We start from the raw sequence: 22,501 nt of genomic DNA on the forward strand, positions 1-22,501 counted from the left end.
AAAACTCCGGCCTATAAAAAGCTAAAACAGGTCATTCAACAGATTATCATCGACTAAATTCGGCATCGTAACCTTTAATGCAGGAGTTCTCTCCATTTCTCTTGTTATAGCAAAGCGAGCTTCTTTGTTTCTAGCCCAACTTCTTCTGGCTATACCATTGTTTACATCAAAAAACAGCATGTTTTGTAATTTCAAAGAAGCAGCTTCAGTACCATCAAGCAGCATTCCGAATCCACCATTGATTACCTCTCCCCAGCCAACGCCGCCACCGTTATGGATCGACACCCATGTTGCGCCTCTGAAACTATCGCCAATAACATTATGGATAGCCATGTCGGCTGTAAATCTGCTGCCATCATAAATATTGCTGGTTTCTCTAAAAGGAGAATCTGTTCCGCTTACATCATGATGGTCTCTCCCTAATACAACAGGAGCCGACAAAACACCTGATTGTATCGCCTCATTAAACTTTAAAGCAATCTTCGCGCGGCCTTCAGCATCGGCATACAGGATCCGGGCTTGTGAACCTACAACCAATTTATTTTTTTCCGCATCAGTAATCCAGATAATATTATCCTGCAATTGCTGCTGTATTTCAACAGGCGCATCAGCCTTGATTTCTTCTAAAACTTCTCGGGCAATTCGATCGGTAGTGCGCAAATCGTTGGGATTGCCTGATGTACACACCCACCTGAACGGACCAAAACCATAGTCGAAACACATCGGCCCGAGGATATCTTCTACATACGAAGGGTATTTAAAATCAATGCCATTTTCGGCCATAACATCCGCGCCGGCTCTGCTGCATTCCAGTAAAAAAGCATTACCATAATCAAAAAAATAGGTTCCTTTTGCGCAATGCCTGTTGATTGCTGCCGCATGTCTTCTAAGTGATTCCTGTACTTTTTCTTTAAAAAGCTCAGGCTGGGCAGCTATCATTTGATTTGACTCTTCATAACTGAAACCAACAGGATAATACCCTCCCGACCATGGATTATGCAGGGAGGTTTGATCAGATCCGATTTCAACAAAAATTTCATCCTGATAAAATCGCTCCCAAACATCCACAATATTGCCAATGTAAGCGAGCGAAACCGTTTCCTGTTGCACCTTTGCCGCTTTTACCCGGTTTACCAACATATCCATATCATCAATAAGCTCATCTACCCAACCTTGCTCATGGCGCTTTGTGGCGGCCGCCGGATTTATCTCTGCGCATATCGTAATACAGCCGGCAATATTGCCTGCTTTGGGTTGAGCTCCACTCATTCCTCCCAAGCCGGCTGTAAGGAAAATTTTCCCTTTGGTATTCGAATCTTGTCCAAGCTTTTTACGGAAAGCATTCATAACAGTAATGGTGGTTCCGTGCACAATCCCTTGCGGGCCAATGTACATGTAAGAGCCCGCCGTCATTTGACCGTATTGGGTAACACCTAAGGCATTATATTTTTCAAGATCATCCGGAGAAGAATAATTGGGGATCATCATTCCATTAGTCACCACAACGCGTGGTGCTGACGCTCCAGAAGGAAATAAACCCTGTGGATGTCCGCTGTAAATATTCAGCGTCTGCTCATCGGTCATCGTTGCCAGGTACTGCATTGTCAACAGGTATTGTGCCCAATTCTGAAATACCGCACCATTGCCGCCATAGGTAATTAACTCATGCGGGTGTTGCGCAATAGCAGGGTCAAGATTGTTCTGAATCATCAGCATTATGGATGCAGCATGAATACTGTTAAAAGGATACTCATGAATCGGACGGGCATGCATGGCATAGTCGGGCATAAAACGATACATATAAATGCGACCATAAGTCTCCAGCTCATCCAAAAAATCGGCAGCTAGTTCTTTATGCCAATGCTCCGGAAAATATCTTAATGCATTTCGCAATGCAAGCTTCTTCTCTTCCTTACTCAGCACTTGTTTTCGTACAGGTGCATGACTAATAGCAATATTATACGGTTTTCGTTCCGGCAATTGAGCTGGAATTCCTTGCAGTATTTGTTCTTTGAAATTCATAATATATTGATAGCCTAAATGAATAAAACTAAATAGTTTACACAAAAATAAACTCTACTTTTGATACCTATAAATACCAATTACATCATCAATTAATAACCATGGGTTATCAGATAGAATTGCGGCACCTGAAATATTTTCAAGTGCTGGCCGAAGAATTAAAGTTCAGAAAGGCCGCGGAAAGGTTGTACATATCACAGCCGGGACTCAGCCGCCAGATCAAACAGATGGAGGAACTATTTAATGTTAGCTTATTTGACAGGACCAAAAAAAAGGTTGAATTAACGCCTGCTGGTATTTATTTAAAAAATGAAGTCGATTATATTTTCAATCACCTTGATACCATCAAACAACAACTGGATAACATTGCTCAGGGCAAGGAAACCGAACTTCGAATCGGTTTTTTAGGATCTGCGGCTCAAAAAGTAATTCCTGAATTAGTCTTCAGACTTAGCAAGGAATACCCCGGGATACGGACAATTCTGGAAGAACTACCCAACAAACTTCAGATTGATTTATTAGAGAAGAATAAGTTGGATATGGGATTTGTGCGCATGCAGCAATTTGCTGAAGGCATTTCCAAGCATCTCATTCATCAGGATACCTTTTCATTGGTGTTGCCGATGGACCATCCTTTAACCAACCCGAGTTATGAGACGATAAAATCCCTGAGTTCAGAGCCATTCATTTTTTTCTCCAGCGAAGACAGTCCTTTTTACCATGACCTGATCATGGGCATATGCGAAGACCATGGATTTCGACCACAGGTTTTTCATAAATCGGCAAATGCATTAACCATTTATAAATTAGTTGAAGAGGGCCTTGGAATCGCCATCGTACCAACAGGGCTTCAATACGGGTACGACTTAAAAGTTAAGTTTGTTGAACTGAGTTATATTCCGCAAAAAACGGAGTTGTATGTTATTTGGAAAGAATCAAACAGAAATCCTGCGTTGACAAATGTGGTGGAGTTGTTGATTAAAAGACATAAAGTCACTGGATAACTTGACCTTTAGCATTTTTTTCCGGTTTTTCAATCCAATAAAATACAATCAAGCCAATTCCTCCACAAATAAGGATCATTGCAAACCAAATGGCCAACTGACTGACTTCATCAATTCCAACAAATGTGCGTTGGGTTAGTATTAAAGCCGATAACAAACCAATACCTACACCAATAATCAGAAGACCCCATTTAAGAGCCCGGCTACTTTTGTAACTATCCATATTACTAATTGTTAGATCAATTTCTTTTTCAAGTCTTTTATGATCTCGATTACTTTTATTCAGGTACAATGCTTTCCAATCGACCAATATCCTTCTTGAAACCGGATAGTATTCAGGGAATCTACCCAATTCAAAAACAATTGCAATTTGCCTATCTAATTTTGGCGCCTTATCCGCACCTGCAAATTCTTCAATTAATTTATGATAAATTGCGAATCGGTTATCTTCGTTTTTTTTCCTTAACCCTATTACATAATTAATAAAGGGTATATATAACGCTAAAAATGCAATAGCAATTCCGATTAACTGAATAATACCCTCGGTGCTTTTATACCATGTTTCAATTGTCAATAACATCATTTACCTGAATATACTAAAAAACAACATGCAGATAGATTTGGGTATAGGTGTTAGCCCTAGAAAATGAATATTACCTACGGAGCTCGCTTTCTAAAAATTTTATTGTTTCTATAAATATTTCGCTGCACCATTCATTATTTTAAAAAAAAGGTGACAAGAATCAATTCTTACCACCTTTTTATATTGTATTTCTTTTATAAAACTATACTTCCGCTGTTGTCGGGTCAATAATTGTAGCGACTTTGGAAACTTTATTAGCAGGAAAACCGCCTAGCTCAGCATGTTTTCGAACAGTGGCTTCATCCGGGGCGATGTACACGCAATAAATTTTATCGCCTGTAACATAACTATGAACCCATTGAATTTCGGGGCCCATGGAACGCAATACATCACATGATTTTTGTGATATACCTTCCAATTCAACTTTTGAAAGATTTCCAACGTTTGGGATTTCTCTTTCAATAACAAACTTTGGCATATTACCTCCTTGTTTTATAATTGAGTGTTAGTCAATATAATGAAAATTTTCATATACAAAGCATTAAATCAAACTGTTCTTGTCATAGCTATTCCTGAAAAAGTTCCAACTGACTGGAGTTATTTTGCTTATTGAGAGGGTGAACTATTTCGCCAAAGTTGGAGAGTGTAATACCTAACAATCGGATCTTTTTATCCGCCGGTTCGGTTTTTAACAAAAGTTCTTTAGCTGTTTGAGAGATGGTTTTCAAGTCAGCTATACCATATCCGAATGAATGATTACGGGTAATTTGTTTAAAATCGCTGTATTTGATTTTCAAGGTAACCGTTCTTCCTTTTAGCTGATAACGATGCAGGCGATCACAAACGATTACCGCAATCTTATCCAGTGCCACATTCATCTCGTCCGGTTCGGTTAAATCGTAAGCAAAAGTATCTTCGGCTCCTACCGATTTGGTTTCACGATGTGGCTGCACTTCTCTATCATCCACCCCTCTAACAATTTTATAATAAAACTTGCCTACTTTACCGAAATGCAATACAAGTTGAGCTTCAGTAAGTTTTTTAAGATCGGCACCAGTATACAACTGCATACGCTTCATTTTTTCGGCCGTCACTCTTCCTACGCCAAAAAACTTTTCCACGGGCAATTGTTCCATAAATGCTTCGATGTTGGAGGGACCAATAAATTTCAAGCCATCGGGCTTATTAATATCCGAAGCAATCTTTGCAACAAACTTATTGATGGAAACACCAGCAGAGGCCGTTAGCTGAAGTTCATCTTTAATAGCCTGTTTTATCTGTTGCGCAATTTCAATTGCCGAACCAATATTAAGTTTATCATTGGTAACATCTAAATAGGCTTCATCTAACGACAGCGGTTCAATTAAATCAGTATAGCGCTGAAATATTTCCCTGATTTTTACAGATACCTCTTTATAGGCAGCAAATCTGGGCCGTACAAAAATAACATGTGGACAAAGTTGCATGGCTTTCTTAGAAGACATAGCCGATCGGATTCCAAACTTACGGGCCTCATAACTCGCTGTTGCCACCACTCCGCCCCGGCCTTGAGGCGATCCGCCAACTACAATTGGCTTACCCCTGTATTCAGGATTATCACGTTGCTCAACGGAAGCATAAAAAGCATCCATATCAATGTGAATGATTTTACGCTGAGTTTTATTGGGGTCCGGCACTTTGTTCATTTCAGCAACTCACAAAATTATAAAATAAAAAATACCGACTCAAAAGTCGACTCAACCTCTTTAAGTCATGCTGAACGGAGTCGAAATAGTTGTTCTTAATAGTACAGCCCTTTCGACTACGCTCAGTGGGACGAGGTTAAAACTTTTCAGACAACCCTTTCATAGGACGTTAAAAATTCATTTCATCAGCGCTAGGCCCATAGCTGCCGGGAATAGGAATATTCAGCAAGCGAAGATATACTCCTAACTGTGCTCTGTGATGCACAATTTGACTAAAAACCATGCGAATTACTTCTCCTTTTGTTGAAACGCTGAGTATTTGCTCGCCATTACGCAAGGTCCAGTTCGGCTGTAATTGATCATCAGTTGCCTTCGATAAATGAGTTTTCCCATCTGCTAAGCATTTTTCAAAATAATCAACCAGTTGTGTGGTATTGGTTATATTTTCCGGAGTATAGGGGGTAGCTGCAAAATCAAGTTCATCAGTAGTAAGGGTCATGGTTATCCAACCCGGCAGTTCAGCTATATGCGTTGCCAGTTGTTTTATGGTCATGCTTTTTTCGTGTGGCTTCCAATCGTATTTATCATTAGGCACACGCGACAACATTTTACGAGTTGTTTGAGCTTCCTGCTCCAACTCCTTTAAGAGCATTTGAATCATTGACATTTTATTAGGTTTTAAATGTGATGCGTTAGGCATAACTGATTAACAAGATTTCAGTATGAGCTTAAGTTACGAAAAAATATTTTTGACTATAGTGGTGGCGCGACTTAAAGTCGTGCCACCACTATAGCATGAACACTTCTCTAAATATCTGCTGGAATGAATATCTTCGCAAGAAATATTGAACGTTGCAGATTTTAATAGAGATAACACGATTTTATAGTCGCCTCTACTGGTCTATAAACCCTTAAAAAAATGACTCCGAGTGAAATAAATGAGAAGTGGGCAAAATTGCAAGCGCAAATCGCCAAAGATTTTGACAGCGAAAAACCCGATATTAAAGTAATTCTATTCCTGATCGGGGTACAAGAACTGGGGCAAGGTCCGCGCAAGTTTTCAAAACGCCAGAAAGAAGAGTTAATGCACATTGCAACTTGTCGTTTATTTAGCGAGATGGGCTTTTATGAACTTGTTGGACTTGATCAGGATGGTTGGCCGCATTGGAAACTGGTAAAACAAATTCCAAATTACACCTTGCTTGAACAAGAAATGGTTATGAAATCATTGATCATTGATTATTTTGAGCAGATTTAATTTAGATGAGAAACAAGAATAAAGACGAGTACCACCACATGAAACAAATCAGCTTATTATTAATTTTCACGGTTTTATCATTAACATCTGCTTTTGCTCAAAAGAAAGAAAAAAACAGGTATGTAAAACTCCGCACCGATTCGGGCAGCTGTGTCATCCGCTTGTACAATGAAACTCCCTTACATCGCGATAATTTCATCAAACTGACCGGGCAGCATTTTTATGACAGTTTACTATTTCACCGTGTTATTAAGAACTTTATGATACAGGGTGGCGATCCTGATTCAAAACATGCCGCTACTGGTGTTCAATTAGGAGATGGAGATATGGGGTATAAAATTCCGGCTGAATTTCGCGATAGTTTGTTTCATAAAAAAGGTGTCTTGGCTGCTGCACGTGATGACAATCCGGAAAAAGCTTCAAGTGGATGCCAGTTCTATATTGTTCAGGGAAAAGTGTTTACCGACGAACAATTGGACAAGCTGGAACAAACCCGTTTAAAAGGCCGTAAAATTCCTGCTGCACAGCGTGAAGTTTACAAAACCATCGGCGGAGCTCCTCATCTTGATCAAAACTATACAGTTTACGGAGAAGTTATAGAAGGTATTGATTTGGTTGATAAAATTGCTGCTGCAAAAACGGATGGCAATGACAGACCGGCTCAGGATATTCGAATGAAAGTTGAGTTGTTGACCAAAAAAGAAACGAAAAAGCTCGAAAAACATTTAAAAAAACAAAAATAGATATGCGATTTATGTACTGAGATTTGAGATTCTTTAATATCAAACAACCATTCTCAATACACAATATCCATATCTCAATACGATTATTAACACATGAAAATTATATCTTATAACGTTAACGGTATTCGATCGGCAATGAACAAAGGCTGGCTAGCCTGGCTTCAGGCTACTGATGCCGACATTGTTTGCTTGCAAGAAATTAAAGCTCAGCCTGAAAACATTACAGATGAGCTTAAATTACTGGAAGATATGGGTTATAAGTATCAATACTGGTATCCTGCACAAAAAAAGGGGTATAGCGGCGTGGCCCTGCTTTCAAGACATCAGCCTGTAACAGTCGAATTTGGTTGCGGTCATGAACAGTATGATCATGAAGGCCGAATGGTGCGCGCTGATTTTGCTGATTTTTCGGTAATGAGCTTATACGTTCCTTCAGGTTCTAGCGGTGAAGATCGTCAGGGCGTGAAATTTGAATTCATGGACTTCTTTATGGATTATGCTACTCAACTAAGAGCACGCTTCCCTAAACTGATTATCTGCGGAGATTACAATATTTGTCATCGCCCAATTGATATTCACAACCCGAAATCGAATGCAAAATCTTCAGGGTTTCTTCCAGAAGAACGCCTGTGGATGGAAAACTTCATCGAAAGCGGCTTTATTGACACCTTCCGTCATTTTAATCAAGAGCCGCACAATTATACTTGGTGGAGTTTCCGGGCTAATGCAAGAGCAAAAAACCTGGGCTGGCGTATCGACTATCATTTGGCCACAAAAGAATTGGAGCATCGTTTAAAAAGAGCTGCCATTTTGCCTGATGCATTACATTCAGACCACTGCCCGATTCTTCTGGAAATTGAATAAATTAGGGTAACCTATAATCTGTATTAACAATGCTGTTCATCAACATAAAAGAACTTTGTGGCATACTTCCGGCTGGCAAATCACGTTTACAAGGAGCCGAAATGACTGAAATGCAAACTATTAAAAATGCATGGCTAAAGGTTCAAGATGGAAAGATTATTGATTTTGGGTCGATGAATTCCTCAACTGATGATTTTCATCTAACTACAAAAGATACTATTGATGCTTCCGGAAAGTTTATGCTTCCCGCTTGGTGTGATTCACATACCCATCTTGTTTTCGCAGCTCCCCGTGAAGAGGAATTTGTGATGAAGATTCAAGGCAAAACCTATGAAGAAATTGCGGCAGCAGGAGGAGGGATCCTAAACTCCGCGCGTAAACTAGCAAATACCTCGGAAGATGCACTTTACGAAAGTGCAGCCAAGCGTTTGGAGGAGGTAATGAGCCTGGGAACCGGAGCCATTGAAATTAAAAGCGGTTACGGATTAAGTTACGAAGCTGAACTAAAAATGCTTCGTGTAATCCGCAGGTTAAAAGAAAACTATCCTCTCCCTGTAAAGGCCACTTTTCTTGGCGCCCACGCTTTCCCTCAGGAATTCAAACAGAATCACGGAGGTTATATCGATTTATTAATCAATCAACTTTTACCAACAATCGCCGACGAAGGGTTAGCGGACTATATCGATGCTTTTTGTGAGCAGGGTTATTTTTCTATTGCTGAGACCGAACGCATTATTGATGCAGGTGCAAAATATGGACTAAAAGCTAAAATTCACGCCAATCAATTCACGAGCAGCGGCGCAACTGAAGCCTGCATTAAAAAAGGTGCTTTATCGGTTGATCATTTGGAAGTAACCGATGATGCGGTAATTAAATCTTTAAAAGGTTCTGAAACCATGCCGACTTTACTTCCCTCTTGCTCATTGTTTATCAACATCCCATTTGCCGATGCTCGTGGAATGATCAACGCAGGGCTGGGTGTAGCCTTAGCATCCGATTTTAACCCCGGCACAACACCAACCGGCAACATGAATTTGGCAGTTGCGCTGGCTTGTATCCGCATGAAAATGCTTCCGACCGAAGCAATCAATGCTGCTACTTTAAATGGGGCATACGCTATGGATTTAGCGGCAACTCATGGCAGCATTACAGTTGGGAAACAAGCTAACCTCATTCTAACCAAAGAAATACCTTCATTAGCCTATTTGCCGTATGCTTTTGGCTCCAATTTGGTAGAGAATGTGTTTATTAATGGTAAAAAAGTATAGCTTAGAAAAAACCTTCGATTCCGCTCAGGATGACTAAAAAATAACACTGTTACCCTGAGCAGAGTCGAAGTGTCAATACTCAAATCACAAAAAAAATGATACTTGTTTCTAAACGGTTTCTAAAATTATTAACGGGTAACTTTGCGCAAGCAATAGCATTGTACCCATTCATAATTGTGGAGTATAAAGAGCTGAAAGATGATGCATCTATTATAAATCATGAGCTCATTCATCATCGTCAGCAACGAGAATTATTAGTGATTGTGTTTTATCTATGGTATGTAATTGAATATATTTTCAGGAGAATACAGCACAAAACTCATTACGAAGCTTATCTGAATATTAGTTTTGAGCGAGAGGCCTACCAAAACGACAAAAACCTTAATTACCTTAAAAACCGAAAGGCTTGGTCATTTTTTAAATACTTTTAATGGGCAATAAAGACTCAAGAGTATAGATTAATAGACCGTAGACATTTATGTTCTGCCTTTTGCTTTCTACTTTTAACTTAATACATCAATGCACTTAAGAGCTTATACCCGTTCCTATATTGATCAATTTACCTTCACCCGCCCAGAAGAAGTCAAGTTGGGAGAAACAGTTCAGACCGTTTCCAATCCTGAAAACTGGAAAGAAGAACTGTTAACAAGCACTGCAAAATTTGTATTGTTAGGATTGCCGGAAGATATTGGCGTGAAGGCTAATTTAGGACGCGAAGGCACCCGTTCGGCATGGCAAACGGCCTTTCAGTCCCTCATGAATGTGCAGAGTAATGAATGGCTCGAAGGTGATCAATTATTGGTACTTGGCCATATTGATTTCACTGATTTATTAGACAAGGCTGACCAACTAAATATCTACAATACTGCCGATCTTCAATCCATGCGAGTATTAGTAGAACAGGTAGACGAACGTGTTTGTGAGGTTGTTAAAGTGATTGCGCAAGCGGGCAAAATACCGGTTTGTATCGGCGGAGGACATAACAATTGTTATCCGATCATAAAGGCAATTGCAGAAGCCAACGGTAACCCTATTAATGCAATCAATCTCGATGCCCATGCCGACTTTCGTATTTTAGAAGGCCGCCATAGCGGCAATGGTTTTAGTTACGCTTTTGAAAATGGTTATCTGAAGAAATATTACGTAATCGGCTTACATACCAATTACAATTCACAAACTACAATTAACCGCTTACGAAGCTCTAGAAACATTGGCTTTTCCTGGTTTCAAGATATATTTATTCAGCAACAAAAAACATTCAACACTGTCATTGATGAGGCCGTGGAGTTTAGTGAAGGAAGCCCCTGTGGGCTGGAGCTTGATCTGGATAGCGTGGCGAATATGCCATCAAGCGCTCAAAGTCCAAGTGGAATAACCGCAGAGCAAGCACGTTTATACCTAAGCAGAGTAGCCGAACGGACAAACATTACCTACTTGCATTTACCGGAAGGAGCTCCATCGCTTGCTCCGCCTCATGACAATTCAGTTCCCAAACTTATTGCTTACCTGGTAACTGATTTTATAAAAGCAGCAAAAAAATAATACTCTTAAATCCCCTAAAAAGGACAAAGTATTTTGGAACATCCCTTTTAGGGTGAGAGGGGGGTAAATGAATACGTCGATTGCGGACAGATGCACTGTTGCAATGGAACATCATATTCATTGATATCATCCATCGTTTCTATAGGTTCAAATTGTGATAGTCCAACAATTTGAACATCTAAACGGCATTCGGCTAAAAAACGATCGTAGAATCCTTTTCCGTAACCAATCCGATACCCTTTTTTGTCGAAAGCTAATAAGGGAACAACCACCATATCAATTTCTTGAGGAGAAACTTTGTCGCCCGAAACAGGCTCCGGTATATTCCAATTATTCTTTTCTATTTTAAGATGTGCATTATTATAGATAAAATGTTCGAGTGTTAAGGCTGAAAAATTACTCTTCGGAACTACGATTTGTATTTTGGGATGGTTCGCTTCAAGCCATTCAATTATTAAATAGGTATTAATTTCGTGCCTTTCAATAATCGGCAGAAAAATATGCAGCACTTTAACCTCAGAAAGATCAAGCATACCAAACCGATGGGCAATCTGCTGGTTAAAGTGTTTGAAATCGTGCTCGCTTAACTGCTTACGTTTTTCAAGGTAAATTTTGCGAAGTTCTGCTTTTCTCAAATGAATAATCTTTAACCAAAGATAATTTACATATTGGAAATTTACACATATATATAAACGACAAGAGGCGCTCCTCGAACAGAAACGCCTCTTGTTTTGTTTTATAGTTCTTGACGGACTTATTTCACACGTTCAATATAGTCGCCAGTTCGGGTATCAATGCGTACTTTATCACCTTCATTGATGAACAATGGAACGCGAATTTCAGCTCCGGTTTCTACCGTAGCTGCTTTAGTAACGTTGGTAGCTGTATTCCCTTTTACTGCCGGTTCGCTGTAAGTAATTACAAGCTCAACATGACTAGGCATTTGCGCCATAATAGGCTCATCATTTTCAATCGCAACGGTTACTTGCATGCCTTCTGTTAAAAATTTCACGCCATCGCCGAACATCACTTTTGGGACATAAATCTGGTCGTAAGTGTTATTGTCCATAACTACTAAATTATCGCCCTCTTCGTATAAGTACTGATAATTTTGAGTTTCAACACGAGCAATTGTTACCTCCTCATCCGTACGGAAACGATACTCTATAAATTTTCCGGTTTTTACATTGCGCATGTTTGCTTGGTAGAAAGCGCGAAGGTTACCTGGTGTACGGTGAACAAACTCTTCCACTAAAACCAATTCCCCATTGAAACGAAGTATATTTCCTGTTTTTACTTCTGATGCCTTTGCCATAAAAAATTCTTCTTATTGATTGATTAAAATCGAGTTGCAAAGATACTTTTATAAAGACAAATGGCAAAAGCGGGAATGCAAATGTTTCCTATTGGCTTTTTAATAATGACCTGCCTACTTATTTATAATCCTGAACATTAAGTCTTTTCTTACAAAAGCTGTATTCATGTTCCTGGTTGGAACAGATAAGGGTAAGCCTGTTTTGGGAGAAACGGGAAATTAAGGACAGGTACCAATCGATCCCTTGATTGTCAAGATTTGCGGTAGGCTCATCCAATAGCAAAATTGGAGAGGAAGAGCAGAAAGCCAGGGCTAATTTTACTCTCTGTTTCATACCCGATGAGAAGTTCTTGATGCAACGGTTACGGTACTTTTCGAATCCGAGCAGGTTGATTATTTCTTTATTATCAAAACCTTGCAAGTATTCTTTGAAACCAAAATGAAAATCAATGATTTCAGTTAAGGTGAAATCTTCAACCAATTCGAGATAGGGAGAGGCAAAGCTAAGGTGTTTGAAAACATTCTCGACTTCTAGCGCTTCGCCTTTGAAAGTATAAGTGATGTTGCCTTCGGAAGGAGACAGATTAGAAGCCACGATCTGAACAAGCGTTGACTTGCCCGACCCGTTGGCTCCTAAAATGGCATATGATTCAGCTTCGTTGAAACTATAATCAATTCCGCGAAATATCCACTCACGATTAAAACGTCGTCCGATATTTTGCAGTGTAATCTCCATTAATTGCTGCTAAAACCTTTCATAATACCCCTGTTTGAGTTACGGATGAAATTAACAATCTCATCGCGCTCTTCAGTTGGAGTAATATCCGTTTCTATAATATCCAATGCTTTGGTATTGTTATAGTTCTTCATGTAAAGAATGCGGTAGATATCCTGAATTTGGTTGATCTGTTCAGAAGTAAATCCCCTTCTGCGTAAACCAACAGAGTTAATACCTACATACGAAAGAGGTTCACGACCCGCTTTCGTAAATGGAGGAACGTCTTTTTTAACCAATGATCCGCCTGATACCATGGCATGTGATCCTATTGAAACAAACTGATGGATCGCCGAAGTGCCTCCAATAATTGCCCAGTCGTCAATAGAAACATGACCGGCAACCTGAACTGAGTTTGCCAATATACAGTTGTTTCCGATTATACAATCATGTGCAACGTGAGTGTAGGCCATTAGTAAGCAGTTGCTTCCGATGCGTGTTTCCATACGATCAGTTGTGCCGCGATTTACGGTTACACATTCACGAATAGTGGTATTATCACCAATAACCGCAGTGGTTTCTTCGCCTCCAAATTTCAAATCCTGTGGAATGGCTGAAATTACAGCACCAGGAAATATTCTGCAATTTTTACCAATTCGAGCACCGTTCATGATCGTTACATTCGATCCGATCCAAGTGCCTTCACCAATTTCAACATCTTTGTGAATGGTTACAAATGGCTCAATTACTACATTGTCGGCAATTTTGGCCTGCGGGTGGATATAAGCTAGTGGTTGGATCATGCGTTGGGTCTTCTTGCAATTTGGGCCATCATTTCTGATTCACAAACAATTTTATCACCTACGATAATGGTACCTTTCATTTGAGCAATACCACGACGAATTGGCGCTAAAAGATCGCAACGAAGAATCAGTGTATCGCCCGGAACTACTTTCTCTTTAAATCGGGCATTTTCAACCTTCATAAAATACGTAAGGTAGTTTTCAGGATCAGGAACCGTATTTAAAACCAAAATACCTCCAGTTTGTGCTAAGGCTTCAATTTGAAGAACTCCAGGCATAACAGGGCTACCAGGGAAATGACCCACAAAAAATGGTTCATTCATGGTCACATTCTTTATCCCTACTACATGAGTTTCACTTAATTCCATTACCTTATCAACCAATAAAAATGGCGGACGGTGAGGAAGGCGAGCCATAATTTGATTCACATCATAAATAGGCTTAGCGCTTGTGTTGTAAACAGGGATTGTTTTGCCTCTACGCTCTTTTTTAATAAGGGCTTTAATTTTACGGGCAAATGCAACGTTAGCCGCATGTCCAGGGCGAGCGGCCATGATATGAGCCTTAAGCGGCATACCGGCCAGCGCCAAATCGCCAATTACATCAAGTAGTTTATGTCGAGCGGGCTCATTTTGATGACGCAAAGAAATATTATTCAAAATACCTTCTTTAGCGACAGCTATTTTATCACGATTAAACAATTTAGCCAGATGGCCTAATTCATCATCATTCACTTCTTTATCCACCACAACTATAGCGTTATTTAAATCACCCCCTTTAATAAGGTTATGTTTAAGCAACATTTCCAGTTCATGCAGGAAACAGAACGTACGGCAAGAAGCTATTTCTTTACGAAATTCTGAAATATGAGTGATGTTTGCGTGTTGAGTACCTAAAACAGGTGAATTATAGTCAACCATTACAGTTAAACGATAATCATCTGATGGCATTGCTACCATTTCTACTTTACGATCACCTTCAGCGTAATGAATATTTTGATTAATTGAGAAATATTCACGATCAGCAGCTTGCTCAATAATGCCGGCGGTATCAATCGCGTCTAAAAACATAATTGAACTGCCGTCCATAATTGGCGCTTCCGGGCCATCAAGTTCGATAAGCACATTATCAACTTCCGAGCCGACCAACGCTGCCAAAACGTGTTCAATAGTGCTAACACTGCCACCGTTTTGTTCAAGGGTTGTTCCTCTTGAGGTATCAGTAACATTATCAACATCCGCATCAATTATAGGGCTACCAGGAAGGTCGATTCGTTGAAACTTGTAGCCATGGTTTTCGGGTGCCGGTTTAAAGGTCATACTCACTTTGGCACCGGTATGCAATCCAACGCCCGAAACAGTTACAGGAGAACTTAGGGTTCTTTGCTTTACATTCATCCGCTAAAATGCTTTTTTCTGAAAATTAATTTGTTTTTTAAAAGGACATCAAGAACCCGCTTAATAAATTTATAATGGCCTTTTGAGAGTCTTCACTCATACGGGTTTATTTTTAAGTGGGCAAAGTTATGAAAAACCATTGTTTTAGGTATCAATTTTCATTTTTTTGAAATGGAAGCGATATACTGAAACCAATAATGGATATAAAAAGCTCTATTTTAGAGCTCCTTAGCCTCTAAGAGCAGTTTTTCAATCTCCTGAAGCTTTCGCTCAAGCTCTGGCAATCGGCGATATACGGCATAGGCTTTAAGAGAATCGTTAAATGCAAAGGCTGGAGATCCATTCCATTTCTTGTCTTGTTCAACAATACTTTTAGAAACCCCTGATTGAGCGTTGATTTTCGTTCCTTTTGAAATATTAATATGACCAACAATACCAACTTGTCCGCCAATGATACAATTTTCGCCCACTTTAGTACTTCCGGAAACTCCCGATTGTGAAGCGATAACTGTGTTTTGACCAATCTCCACATTGTGAGCAATCTGGATCAGGTTATCAAGTTTTACACCTTTGCGAATAATGGTTGAACCCATTGTAGCACGATCGATGGAAGCATTTGAGCCAATTTCTACATCATCTTCAATAATAACATTTCCAATCTGGCTCACTTTTGAATAACTGCCGTCGACTTGAGGTGCAAAACCAAAACCATCACTACCTATTACAGTACCGGAATGTATAATTACATTTTTACCTAAAACGCAATCAGAATAAATTTTCACACCGGCAAAAAGAACCGTATTGTCATCAATAGTTACATTGTCGCCAACATAAACTTGTGGATAAATTTTAACATTGTTACCAATTTTTACGTTATTGCCAATGTATGCAAATGCACCCACATACGGCTGAACTCCTAAAGTTGCAGAAGGACTTATAAATGCAGGTTGTTCTATCCCAACTTTATTGGACTTAATGGTATTGTATTTTTCGAGTAGCACAGAAAATGCAGTATATGCATTTTCAACCCGTATTAAAGTACAATTAACAGGAGCTGTCAACTGCAAATCTTGATTTATTATTACAATAGAGGCATTAGTAGTATACAGAAAAGATTCATATTTGGGATTAGCCAAAAACGAGAGTGTTCCTTCTACCCCCTCTTCTATCTTTGCCAGGTCAGATACTGTTATATCCGGATTGCCTTCAACAATCCCATTCAATAACCTACTCAATTCTGCTGCGGAAAACCGGATCATATCTATCTATTAGTTCTTAGAAAATTTTACAAATGTGAGCAATTGTCAATAAAAACAGAAACGTTTTTTTCTTTGAACTAATATACAGCAAGCAATACTTAAAGTTTAACGCTGCAGAGGTAGTGTTTTTTAACTGTTTTAGAGAGCGATTCGATGTTGAAGTTATCTGATGCGGCGGTAATATCTACAACCGAACGGTCCTTACGTAATATTCCTATTTTATCCGCTTTAGGGTTATAGGCGTTATTCCAGATGGTATCTTCAAAAACAAAATAATTTACCTCGTCATCATTCAAACCAAAATGCTGTTTCACCTTGTTTTTAACCGCATTGACCTTTGTTTTAGAGATTGGTTCTTGCTGGATTTCAACCCTAAAAAGCTGACGATTAATCAAAGCCTTGCAAAGAAACGCCAATATTTTATCTTCATGATCGGCCCATATTTTTATGCAAACAGAAATATCATCATCGTCTAATTGAACAAAAAGTTTTAAATATTTTTCATCCGCAATAAAGTGTTCTTCAGAAATACGATTGTATAAAAACTCCTTAAAAGCTGGCGTGGTAAACAATTCGACACCTTGTAAAGCCAGTTCTTTAGCACGCTTTAAAATTTTGATCAGCATAGTTTCGGCGGCAAGCACTGTTTTGTGCAAATAAACCTGCCAATACATCAGCCGGCGGGCTATGATGAACTTTTCGATTGAATAAATACCTTTTTCTTCGGCAACAATTTGATCATCGGCAACATTTAACATTTTAATGATACGATCAAAACTGATCACCCCTTCTGACACCCCGGTAAAGAAACTATCCCGGTTCAAATAATCCATGCGATCAAGGTCCAACTGGCTGGAAACCAATTGGTGTAAAAACTTTTTCTCATAGCGATTATTAAAAATCTCAATGGCCAAACTTAGTTTACCTTTAAACTCTTTGTTTAACCTATCCATAATCAAAGTCGAGATGGTTTCGTGATGAATATCTTCGATGATGCAATTTTCAAGGGCATGCGAAAACGGGCCATGGCCTATATCATGCAATAAAATAGCAACGGTTACAGCCTCTGCTTCTTCATCCGTAATAATATGTCCTTTGCTTCTTAAAGTTTCCAAGGCAAGATTCATGAGATGCGTGGCACCCAAGGCATGATGAAAACGAGTATGTACAGCTCCCGGATAAACCAGGTGAGTCATAGCACATTGCTTAATATTGCGCAGACGTTGAAAGTACGGATGAGACAATAAATCGAAGATAATTTCGTATTGTATAGTGATGAACCCGTACACCGGGTCGTTAACAATTTTTTTCTTATTGATCATTTTCCTCCTACAAGTTGCAAATTTGCTAAATTTAGTGTTTATAATTTACCTATAATGCCCAATGGTGGTTTGGCGCTGTTTTTTTCTGAAAGTTGATTTAATTTTCAATGATCACATTGGTTAATTTTTAAGATCCGTTTTTCGCTAATATTTGAGATACGGGTTGTTACCTATTACTTATTATTAAAATAATTTACAATGCAAGAACCTACTATACTTTGGGCCGACGATGAAATTGACCTATTAAAACCACATATCCTTTTCCTAAAAGATAAAGGTTATAACATAAAAACGGTTACCAATGGAAGCGATGCTCTGGATGCATTTAAGGCTGAGCATTTTGATATTATATTTTTAGATGAAAATATGCCCGGCCTCACCGGCCTGGAAACTCTGGTTGAAATAAAAAACATAAAACCTGATATTCCGGTAGTGCTTATCACCAAAAGCGAAGAAGAATATTTGATGGAAGATGCCATTGGCTCCAAAATCGATGATTATCTCATAAAGCCGGTAAACCCCAAGCAGATACTACTGACCATAAAAAAGATTCTGGATAAAAAAGGATTGGTACATGGCAAAACAGCATCGGCCTATCAACAGGAATTTCGCAATCTTTTGATGACGTTGAATGACAATCTGAGTTATGAAGAATGGGCCGACGTATATAAAAAACTGATTTTTTGGGAAATTGAGTTACAAGGATTGGAAGACCCTGGCATGCACGAAATCTTAACACAGCAAAAAGCCGAAGCGAACGCACAGTTTTCCAAATTTGTAGAAAAAAATTACATCAAGTGGTTAAACAACCCTGATATAGCTCCTGTGCAATCCCATCAGTTAATGAAACAAAAAGTATTTCCATTAATTGACAGCACTCCAACCTTCTTTTTATTGATCGACAACTTGCGCTACGATCAATGGAAAATAATCAGCCCCATTATTTCAGAATATTTCAGAATAGAAACCGAAGAGTCTTATTACAGTATTCTTCCTACAGCTACCCAATATGCCCGAAATGCCATTTTCGCAGGATTATTACCAACTGAAATGGAAAAACGCTTTCCGGGCAAATGGCAAAACGATGAAGACGAAGGCGGTAAGAACCTGCACGAAGAAGCTTTTTTAGAAGATCAACTTAAAAGGCTACGTAAGAACTATAAGTTCTCCTATACCAAAGTTGTGAATTACGATCAGGGCAAAGACCTTGTTGACAATATTCACACAATGGCCAATAACCAGCTCAATGTTATCGTGTACAACTTTGTCGATATGCTTTCCCATGCCCGCACCGAAATGGAAATTATCAGGGAATTAGCCTCTGATGAAAAAGCGTATCGCTCACTAACCCTTTCATGGTTTGAAAATTCGCCATTATTGGAAGCCCTAAAAAAAATAGCCCAGAAAAAAGTGCGTCTGATTATCACCACCGACCATGGCACTATCCGAGTAAAAACCCCAAGCAAAGTAATTGGCGATAGAAATACCAACACTAACCTTCGCTACAAACAAGGAAAAAATCTGGCCTTTGAGCCCAAAGAAGTATTGCACATTAAAAACCCTCAAGACGCTTTTTTACCGAGGCAGCACATGAGTCAGAGTTTTATTTTTGCGAAAGAAGATGAATATTTTATTTACCCTAACAACTACAACCAGTTTGTAAACTATTACAACAACACGTTCCAGCATGGTGGCATTTCGTTGGAAGAAATGATAATACCGTTTGTGGTATTGAGCACGAAATAAGATTTGGACTGAGCGAGAGAATGATGTAATGACTGAATGAAAGAGGATTGAATGAGAGCATTAAACAGAGAGATTACTATTTACTCTATCGTTCACTAACTTTTTTTGTAAAGACATTAACGGTAAATAATTAGGATGACAGAATAAATAAAGAGATTGTTACTTTTATTCCTTTAATTCACTCATTCCATAATTCTATCATTCACTCATTTTTTGCATGACATTAACAGTAAATCAGGAATCTGAACTTCTTTCAGCAGCGGAGCAACTCTTAACATTTGCTGAAAACGAGCGTATCTTCATATTCAACGGTGAAATGGGAGCGGGCAAAACCACTTTCATAAAAACCATTTGCAAAGCATTAGGCGTTAAAAACAACGTCTCGAGCCCTAGTTTTGCATTGGTAAATGAATACCAGAGTTCCAGTGCTAAAATCTATCATTTTGATTTTTATCGCCTAAAAAATGAAGTCGAAGCGCTTGACATGGGCTGTGAAGAGTACTTTTCAAGCGGCGATTATTGCTTTATAGAATGGCCATCCAAAATCCCCAACTATCTGCCTAAACAATTAATTAGTGTAACCATTGAAGAACAAACGGACGGCTCAAGAACAATTAATGCAGAAAGACTGAAGAATGGAATAACAGAATGAGATTGAGATAAGGATAGAATTATAGATTAACTTCTTATGCATTCACTCATTCTTTCATCCGCACATTCTCTCATTCTCATATTCATCATTCAATTTTATTATCTTTATCATTCCAAAAAACGTCATTAATGAGTCCGAGTATTATGTCCGGTTTTTCTGAAGTTGCTAAACAAGCTTTATTACAGCCTCAGGAATCATTGCTTGAGATCAAGAAAAAGAAACAAGAGTTAGCAATTGGAATTCCAAAAGAACTTGCTTTTCAGGAAAAACGCATTGCAATTACCCCCTCTTCAGTTGAAGTACTGGTAAGTAACGGACATGATGTATATGTAGAAGCAGGTGCTGGTGAGGGAGCTCATTTTTCAGATAAAAAATACAGCGATGCCGGGGCCAAAATCATTTACCACCGGAAAGAAATTTTCAACGCTGACATTCTTATGAAAGTTGCTCCTCCTACTATGGAAGAGATTGGAATGATGAAAATGGGCCAAACGCTTATTTCTGCCATAAACATCGCTGTCTTACGTGAGGATTATATTAAAGCCCTGATGAATAAAAAAGTGACCGCTCTTGGCTACGAATATTTAAAAGACGAAGACGGAAGCTTAGTAGTGGTTCGTTCCATGAGTGAAATTGTTGGAAATACAGCCATTCAAGTAGCGGCAGAGTACTTAAGCAATAGCCGCCAAGGCAAAGGAATGATGTTTGGCGGAGTAACCGGCATTCCTTCCACTGAAGTTGTAATCATTGGGGCCGGTACTGTAGGCGAGTTCGCCGCCCGGGCCGCTTTAGCCTTAGGCTGTGAAGTAAAAATATTCGACGATTCATTGTATCGCCTTCGCAGGTTACAGAGCAATCTCAGTAAACGCATTTTCACCTCTGTTATTCAGCCCAAAGTTTTAGTAAAAGCTTTACGCACTTGTGATGTAGCCATAGGAGCTTTGCGCGCGAATGACGGCAGATGTCCCTGCATTGTCTCGGAAGAAATGGTAACCGAAATGCAACCCGATTCGGTCATTATTGATGTGAGTATTGATCAGGGGGGATGTTTTGAGACCTCGCAAATGACCAATCATGAAAATCCTATTTATCGCAAACACGATGTTATTCATTACTGTGTACCGAATATCCCATCGCGCGTGGCCCGCACCGCATCGTATGCCTTAACCAATATTTTCACTCCAATTTTGACTGATATTGGTGACAATGGAGGGATAAAAAACATGATGTGGATACGCAAAGGAGTACGCCAGGGTGTTTACATTTATCAAGGACACCTTACCAATGTACACCTCAGCGAGCAATTTAAACTCCCTTACAAGGATTTGGATTTACTTGTCGCAGCTCAACGGTAGAAAGAGTAGAGGTAGAGGTAAAAATAAATCTAGGATCAAACTTAAGAAGAGTCAAAAATCAGCTTTAAATTTCCAGTAATATAGTCTTGATTCCTGTAGCTAACGTCTTGATTCTCATGTCTCAAATTGTCTTGATTCCTGAATCTTAATTCCTGTATCTTCATGAAAATCTTACTTACAACTTGTTTCGGATTATTCGTTGCAACGGCCTTTGCTCAGGAAATAAAGCCTAATAAATATGGATTAAAGGTGGTTTCTGATGTAGAGGTTTATAAGCAGCAGGTCGCTAAAGATTCTTCCAATGAATTGGTAGAAATCAAAAAGTGCATACCCAACATTGTACTCGATATACGTTATGCAACTTCCAACAATTTCATGGAAGAACCCGTTTACACCACTGTCGCCGCATTTACCCGACTACCTGTAGTTAGAGCCTTGCAAAAAATTCAACATGAATTAAACAAGCAAGGTTTGGGCTTAAAAATATTTGACGCATACCGACCGTATAGCGTAACAGTTGCATTTTTTGAAAAGAAAAAAGACAGCGTTTTTCTTGCCTTGCCATCGAAAGGCTCACGGCATAACAGAGGCTGTGCTATTGATCTTACGATCGTTAAGCTCAAAAACGGCAAAGAGCTGAAAATGCCAACACCTTATGACTCTTTTTCAACCAAAGCATATGCTGATTGCGCAGATCTGCCAAAAAATGTAATTAAGAACAGGGAACTATTAAAGTCAATAATGAGCAAATATGGCTTTACCGTTTACAAAGAAGAATGGTGGCACTATGATTACAATGGATGGAAAGCATTTGACCATACCGATTTAACGTTTGAACAATTATTATCCTTAAAACACTAATCCAGCATACTCAAAGCAACAAGAACAACGTTCGGAGGTTCAATCTTGATATAGCGTATAGTTCTCTTTTTTTACTTCGCTCATTTTGACTTGATTCAAACAAATCT

23 protein-coding genes are annotated in these 22,501 nt (G+C 39.1%); 11 read left to right on the forward strand and 12 right to left on the reverse strand.

The features are described from left to right. Positions 1–21: 21 nt before the first annotated feature. Positions 22–2,022, reverse strand: coding sequence for a urocanate hydratase (locus FN756_RS02790; protein ID WP_142601258.1), 2,001 nt, complete (start codon positions 2,020–2,022; stop codon positions 22–24). Positions 2,023–2,123: 101 nt separating this feature from the next. On the opposite strand from FN756_RS02790, the gene FN756_RS02795 reads away from it, so the two are divergent. After that, positions 2,124–3,026 carry a LysR family transcriptional regulator gene (locus FN756_RS02795; RefSeq protein WP_142601259.1) on the forward strand — a complete coding sequence of 301 codons (903 nt, stop codon included), beginning with the start codon at positions 2,124–2,126 and terminating at the stop codon, positions 3,024–3,026. Here FN756_RS02795 and FN756_RS02800 read toward each other — a convergent pair. The 4 genes from FN756_RS02800 to FN756_RS02815 all read right to left on the reverse strand — a co-directional run bounded on the left by FN756_RS02800 (position 3,016) and on the right by FN756_RS02815 (position 5,961). Next, positions 3,016–3,609 carry a DUF6249 domain-containing protein gene (locus tag FN756_RS02800; RefSeq protein WP_142601261.1) on the reverse strand — a complete coding sequence of 198 codons (594 nt, stop codon included), beginning with the start codon at positions 3,607–3,609 and terminating at the stop codon, positions 3,016–3,018. The two genes, FN756_RS02795 and FN756_RS02800, sit on opposite strands and share 11 nt — an antisense overlap. Before the next feature lie 202 nt (positions 3,610–3,811). Continuing rightward, the gene (locus FN756_RS02805) at positions 3,812–4,087 is read right to left on the reverse strand and encodes a DUF4242 domain-containing protein (protein ID WP_142601263.1); all 276 of its coding nucleotides are present in this window, start codon (positions 4,085–4,087) and stop codon (positions 3,812–3,814) included. Positions 4,088–4,175: 88 nt separating this feature from the next. After that, positions 4,176–5,294: a DNA polymerase IV gene (dinB, locus tag FN756_RS02810; protein ID WP_142601264.1), complete on the reverse strand. Its 1,119-nt coding sequence runs from the start codon at positions 5,292–5,294 to the stop codon at positions 4,176–4,178. A 169-nt stretch (positions 5,295–5,463) separates the two neighbouring features. Next, positions 5,464–5,961, reverse strand: coding sequence for a DinB family protein (locus tag FN756_RS02815; RefSeq protein WP_142601266.1), 498 nt, complete (start codon positions 5,959–5,961; stop codon positions 5,464–5,466). A 252-nt stretch (positions 5,962–6,213) separates the two neighbouring features. Here FN756_RS02815 and FN756_RS02820 point away from each other — a divergent pair, with 252 nt between their 5' ends. The 6 genes from FN756_RS02820 (at position 6,214) to FN756_RS02845 (ending at position 10,969) form a co-directional block, all read left to right on the forward strand. Further along, positions 6,214–6,552 (forward strand): hypothetical protein, encoded by a 339-nt coding sequence (locus tag FN756_RS02820; RefSeq protein WP_142601268.1) that lies wholly within the window; start codon positions 6,214–6,216, stop codon positions 6,550–6,552. Between the two features lie 5 nt (positions 6,553–6,557). After that, a complete protein-coding gene (locus FN756_RS02825) occupies positions 6,558–7,295 on the forward strand; it encodes a peptidylprolyl isomerase (protein ID WP_394344408.1) in 738 nt (245 codons plus the stop codon). Positions 7,296–7,388: 93 nt separating this feature from the next. Beyond that, the gene (locus tag FN756_RS02830) at positions 7,389–8,159 is read left to right on the forward strand and encodes an exodeoxyribonuclease III (RefSeq protein ID WP_142601269.1); all 771 of its coding nucleotides are present in this window, start codon (positions 7,389–7,391) and stop codon (positions 8,157–8,159) included. 29 nt (positions 8,160–8,188) lie between these two features. Then, positions 8,189–9,427: an imidazolonepropionase gene (gene hutI / locus FN756_RS02835; RefSeq protein WP_142601271.1), complete on the forward strand. Its 1,239-nt coding sequence runs from the start codon at positions 8,189–8,191 to the stop codon at positions 9,425–9,427. 95 nt (positions 9,428–9,522) lie between these two features. Beyond that, positions 9,523–9,858 carry a hypothetical protein gene (locus tag FN756_RS02840; protein ID WP_142601273.1) on the forward strand — a complete coding sequence of 112 codons (336 nt, stop codon included), beginning with the start codon at positions 9,523–9,525 and terminating at the stop codon, positions 9,856–9,858. Between the two features lie 88 nt (positions 9,859–9,946). Continuing rightward, entirely contained in the window at positions 9,947–10,969 is a 1,023-nt protein-coding gene (locus FN756_RS02845) for a formimidoylglutamase (protein ID WP_142601275.1), read from the forward strand. A gap of 47 nt (positions 10,970–11,016) precedes the next feature. Here the strand turns inward: FN756_RS02845 and FN756_RS02850 are convergent, their stop codons facing one another. From FN756_RS02850 to FN756_RS02880, 7 genes are all read right to left on the reverse strand, one after another. Further along, positions 11,017–11,604 (reverse strand): 5-formyltetrahydrofolate cyclo-ligase, encoded by a 588-nt coding sequence (locus FN756_RS02850; protein WP_185955161.1) that lies wholly within the window; start codon positions 11,602–11,604, stop codon positions 11,017–11,019. Between the two features lie 119 nt (positions 11,605–11,723). Next, positions 11,724–12,284 (reverse strand): elongation factor P, encoded by a 561-nt coding sequence (gene efp / locus FN756_RS02855; RefSeq protein ID WP_142601278.1) that lies wholly within the window; start codon positions 12,282–12,284, stop codon positions 11,724–11,726. A gap of 118 nt (positions 12,285–12,402) precedes the next feature. Continuing rightward, on the reverse strand, positions 12,403–13,020 hold the full coding sequence (locus tag FN756_RS02860; RefSeq protein WP_142601280.1) for an ABC transporter ATP-binding protein: 618 nt from the start codon (positions 13,018–13,020) through the stop codon (positions 12,403–12,405). Then, on the reverse strand, positions 13,020–13,802 hold the full coding sequence (lpxA, locus tag FN756_RS02865; RefSeq protein ID WP_142601281.1) for an acyl-ACP--UDP-N-acetylglucosamine O-acyltransferase: 783 nt from the start codon (positions 13,800–13,802) through the stop codon (positions 13,020–13,022). The genes FN756_RS02860 and lpxA overlap by 1 nt, the downstream gene beginning before the upstream one ends. Continuing rightward, positions 13,799–15,199 carry a bifunctional UDP-3-O-[3-hydroxymyristoyl] N-acetylglucosamine deacetylase/3-hydroxyacyl-ACP dehydratase gene (locus FN756_RS02870; RefSeq protein WP_142601283.1) on the reverse strand — a complete coding sequence of 467 codons (1,401 nt, stop codon included), beginning with the start codon at positions 15,197–15,199 and terminating at the stop codon, positions 13,799–13,801. The genes lpxA and FN756_RS02870 overlap by 4 nt, the downstream gene beginning before the upstream one ends. A gap of 218 nt (positions 15,200–15,417) precedes the next feature. Then, positions 15,418–16,455 (reverse strand): UDP-3-O-(3-hydroxymyristoyl)glucosamine N-acyltransferase, encoded by a 1,038-nt coding sequence (gene lpxD / locus FN756_RS02875; protein WP_142601382.1) that lies wholly within the window; start codon positions 16,453–16,455, stop codon positions 15,418–15,420. Positions 16,456–16,556: 101 nt separating this feature from the next. After that, on the reverse strand, positions 16,557–17,780 hold the full coding sequence (locus tag FN756_RS02880; protein WP_142601285.1) for an HD domain-containing protein: 1,224 nt from the start codon (positions 17,778–17,780) through the stop codon (positions 16,557–16,559). A gap of 198 nt (positions 17,781–17,978) precedes the next feature. On the opposite strand from FN756_RS02880, the gene porX reads away from it, so the two are divergent. From porX to FN756_RS02900, 4 genes are all read left to right on the forward strand, one after another. Next, entirely contained in the window at positions 17,979–19,526 is a 1,548-nt protein-coding gene (gene porX, locus FN756_RS02885) for a T9SS response regulator signal transducer PorX (RefSeq protein ID WP_142601286.1), read from the forward strand. A 217-nt stretch (positions 19,527–19,743) separates the two neighbouring features. Continuing rightward, positions 19,744–20,178 (forward strand): tRNA (adenosine(37)-N6)-threonylcarbamoyltransferase complex ATPase subunit type 1 TsaE, encoded by a 435-nt coding sequence (gene tsaE / locus FN756_RS02890; protein WP_142601288.1) that lies wholly within the window; start codon positions 19,744–19,746, stop codon positions 20,176–20,178. 128 nt (positions 20,179–20,306) lie between these two features. Then, complete coding sequence (locus FN756_RS02895; RefSeq protein ID WP_246085403.1) at positions 20,307–21,533, forward strand: alanine dehydrogenase; 1,227 nt, start codon at positions 20,307–20,309, stop codon at positions 21,531–21,533. A 162-nt stretch (positions 21,534–21,695) separates the two neighbouring features. Next, positions 21,696–22,394: a M15 family metallopeptidase gene (locus tag FN756_RS02900; protein ID WP_142601290.1), complete on the forward strand. Its 699-nt coding sequence runs from the start codon at positions 21,696–21,698 to the stop codon at positions 22,392–22,394. Positions 22,395–22,501: the final 107 nt, after the last annotated feature.

Origin of the sequence: Solitalea koreensis (genome assembly GCF_900182575.1) — a bacterium.
In the GTDB taxonomy this organism is placed as follows: Bacteria; Bacteroidota; Bacteroidia; order Sphingobacteriales; family Sphingobacteriaceae; genus Solitalea; species Solitalea koreensis.

Bases quoted from the DNA above. Each gene is read 5' to 3' on its own strand.
- lpxA (WP_142601281.1), bottom strand. From the start codon at position 13,802: ATGATCCAACCACTAGCTTATATCCACCCGCAGGCCAAAATTGCCGAC.
- FN756_RS02800 (WP_142601261.1), bottom strand. From the start codon at position 3,609: ATGATGTTATTGACAATTGAAACATGGTATAAAAGCACCGAGGGTATT.
- FN756_RS02880 (WP_142601285.1), bottom strand. From the start codon at position 17,780: ATGATCAATAAGAAAAAAATTGTTAACGACCCGGTGTACGGGTTCATC.
- FN756_RS02790 (WP_142601258.1), bottom strand. From the start codon at position 2,022: ATGAATTTCAAAGAACAAATACTGCAAGGAATTCCAGCTCAATTGCCG.
- FN756_RS02795 (WP_142601259.1), top strand. From the start codon at position 2,124: ATGGGTTATCAGATAGAATTGCGGCACCTGAAATATTTTCAAGTGCTG.
- FN756_RS02820 (WP_142601268.1), top strand. From the start codon at position 6,214: ATGACTCCGAGTGAAATAAATGAGAAGTGGGCAAAATTGCAAGCGCAA.
- FN756_RS02895 (WP_246085403.1), top strand. From the start codon at position 20,307: ATGAGTCCGAGTATTATGTCCGGTTTTTCTGAAGTTGCTAAACAAGCT.
- FN756_RS02870 (WP_142601283.1), bottom strand. From the start codon at position 15,199: ATGAATGTAAAGCAAAGAACCCTAAGTTCTCCTGTAACTGTTTCGGGC.
- FN756_RS02815 (WP_142601266.1), bottom strand. From the start codon at position 5,961: ATGTCAATGATTCAAATGCTCTTAAAGGAGTTGGAGCAGGAAGCTCAA.
- FN756_RS02900 (WP_142601290.1), top strand. From the start codon at position 21,696: ATGAAAATCTTACTTACAACTTGTTTCGGATTATTCGTTGCAACGGCC.
- porX (WP_142601286.1), top strand. From the start codon at position 17,979: ATGCAAGAACCTACTATACTTTGGGCCGACGATGAAATTGACCTATTA.
- FN756_RS02845 (WP_142601275.1), top strand. From the start codon at position 9,947: ATGCACTTAAGAGCTTATACCCGTTCCTATATTGATCAATTTACCTTC.
- tsaE (WP_142601288.1), top strand. From the start codon at position 19,744: ATGACATTAACAGTAAATCAGGAATCTGAACTTCTTTCAGCAGCGGAG.
- dinB (WP_142601264.1), bottom strand. From the start codon at position 5,294: ATGAACAAAGTGCCGGACCCCAATAAAACTCAGCGTAAAATCATTCAC.
- efp (WP_142601278.1), bottom strand. From the start codon at position 12,284: ATGGCAAAGGCATCAGAAGTAAAAACAGGAAATATACTTCGTTTCAAT.
- FN756_RS02860 (WP_142601280.1), bottom strand. From the start codon at position 13,020: ATGGAGATTACACTGCAAAATATCGGACGACGTTTTAATCGTGAGTGG.
- hutI (WP_142601271.1), top strand. From the start codon at position 8,189: ATGCTGTTCATCAACATAAAAGAACTTTGTGGCATACTTCCGGCTGGC.
- FN756_RS02825 (WP_394344408.1), top strand. From the start codon at position 6,558: ATGAGAAACAAGAATAAAGACGAGTACCACCACATGAAACAAATCAGC.
- FN756_RS02840 (WP_142601273.1), top strand. From the start codon at position 9,523: ATGATACTTGTTTCTAAACGGTTTCTAAAATTATTAACGGGTAACTTT.
- FN756_RS02830 (WP_142601269.1), top strand. From the start codon at position 7,389: ATGAAAATTATATCTTATAACGTTAACGGTATTCGATCGGCAATGAAC.
- FN756_RS02805 (WP_142601263.1), bottom strand. From the start codon at position 4,087: ATGCCAAAGTTTGTTATTGAAAGAGAAATCCCAAACGTTGGAAATCTT.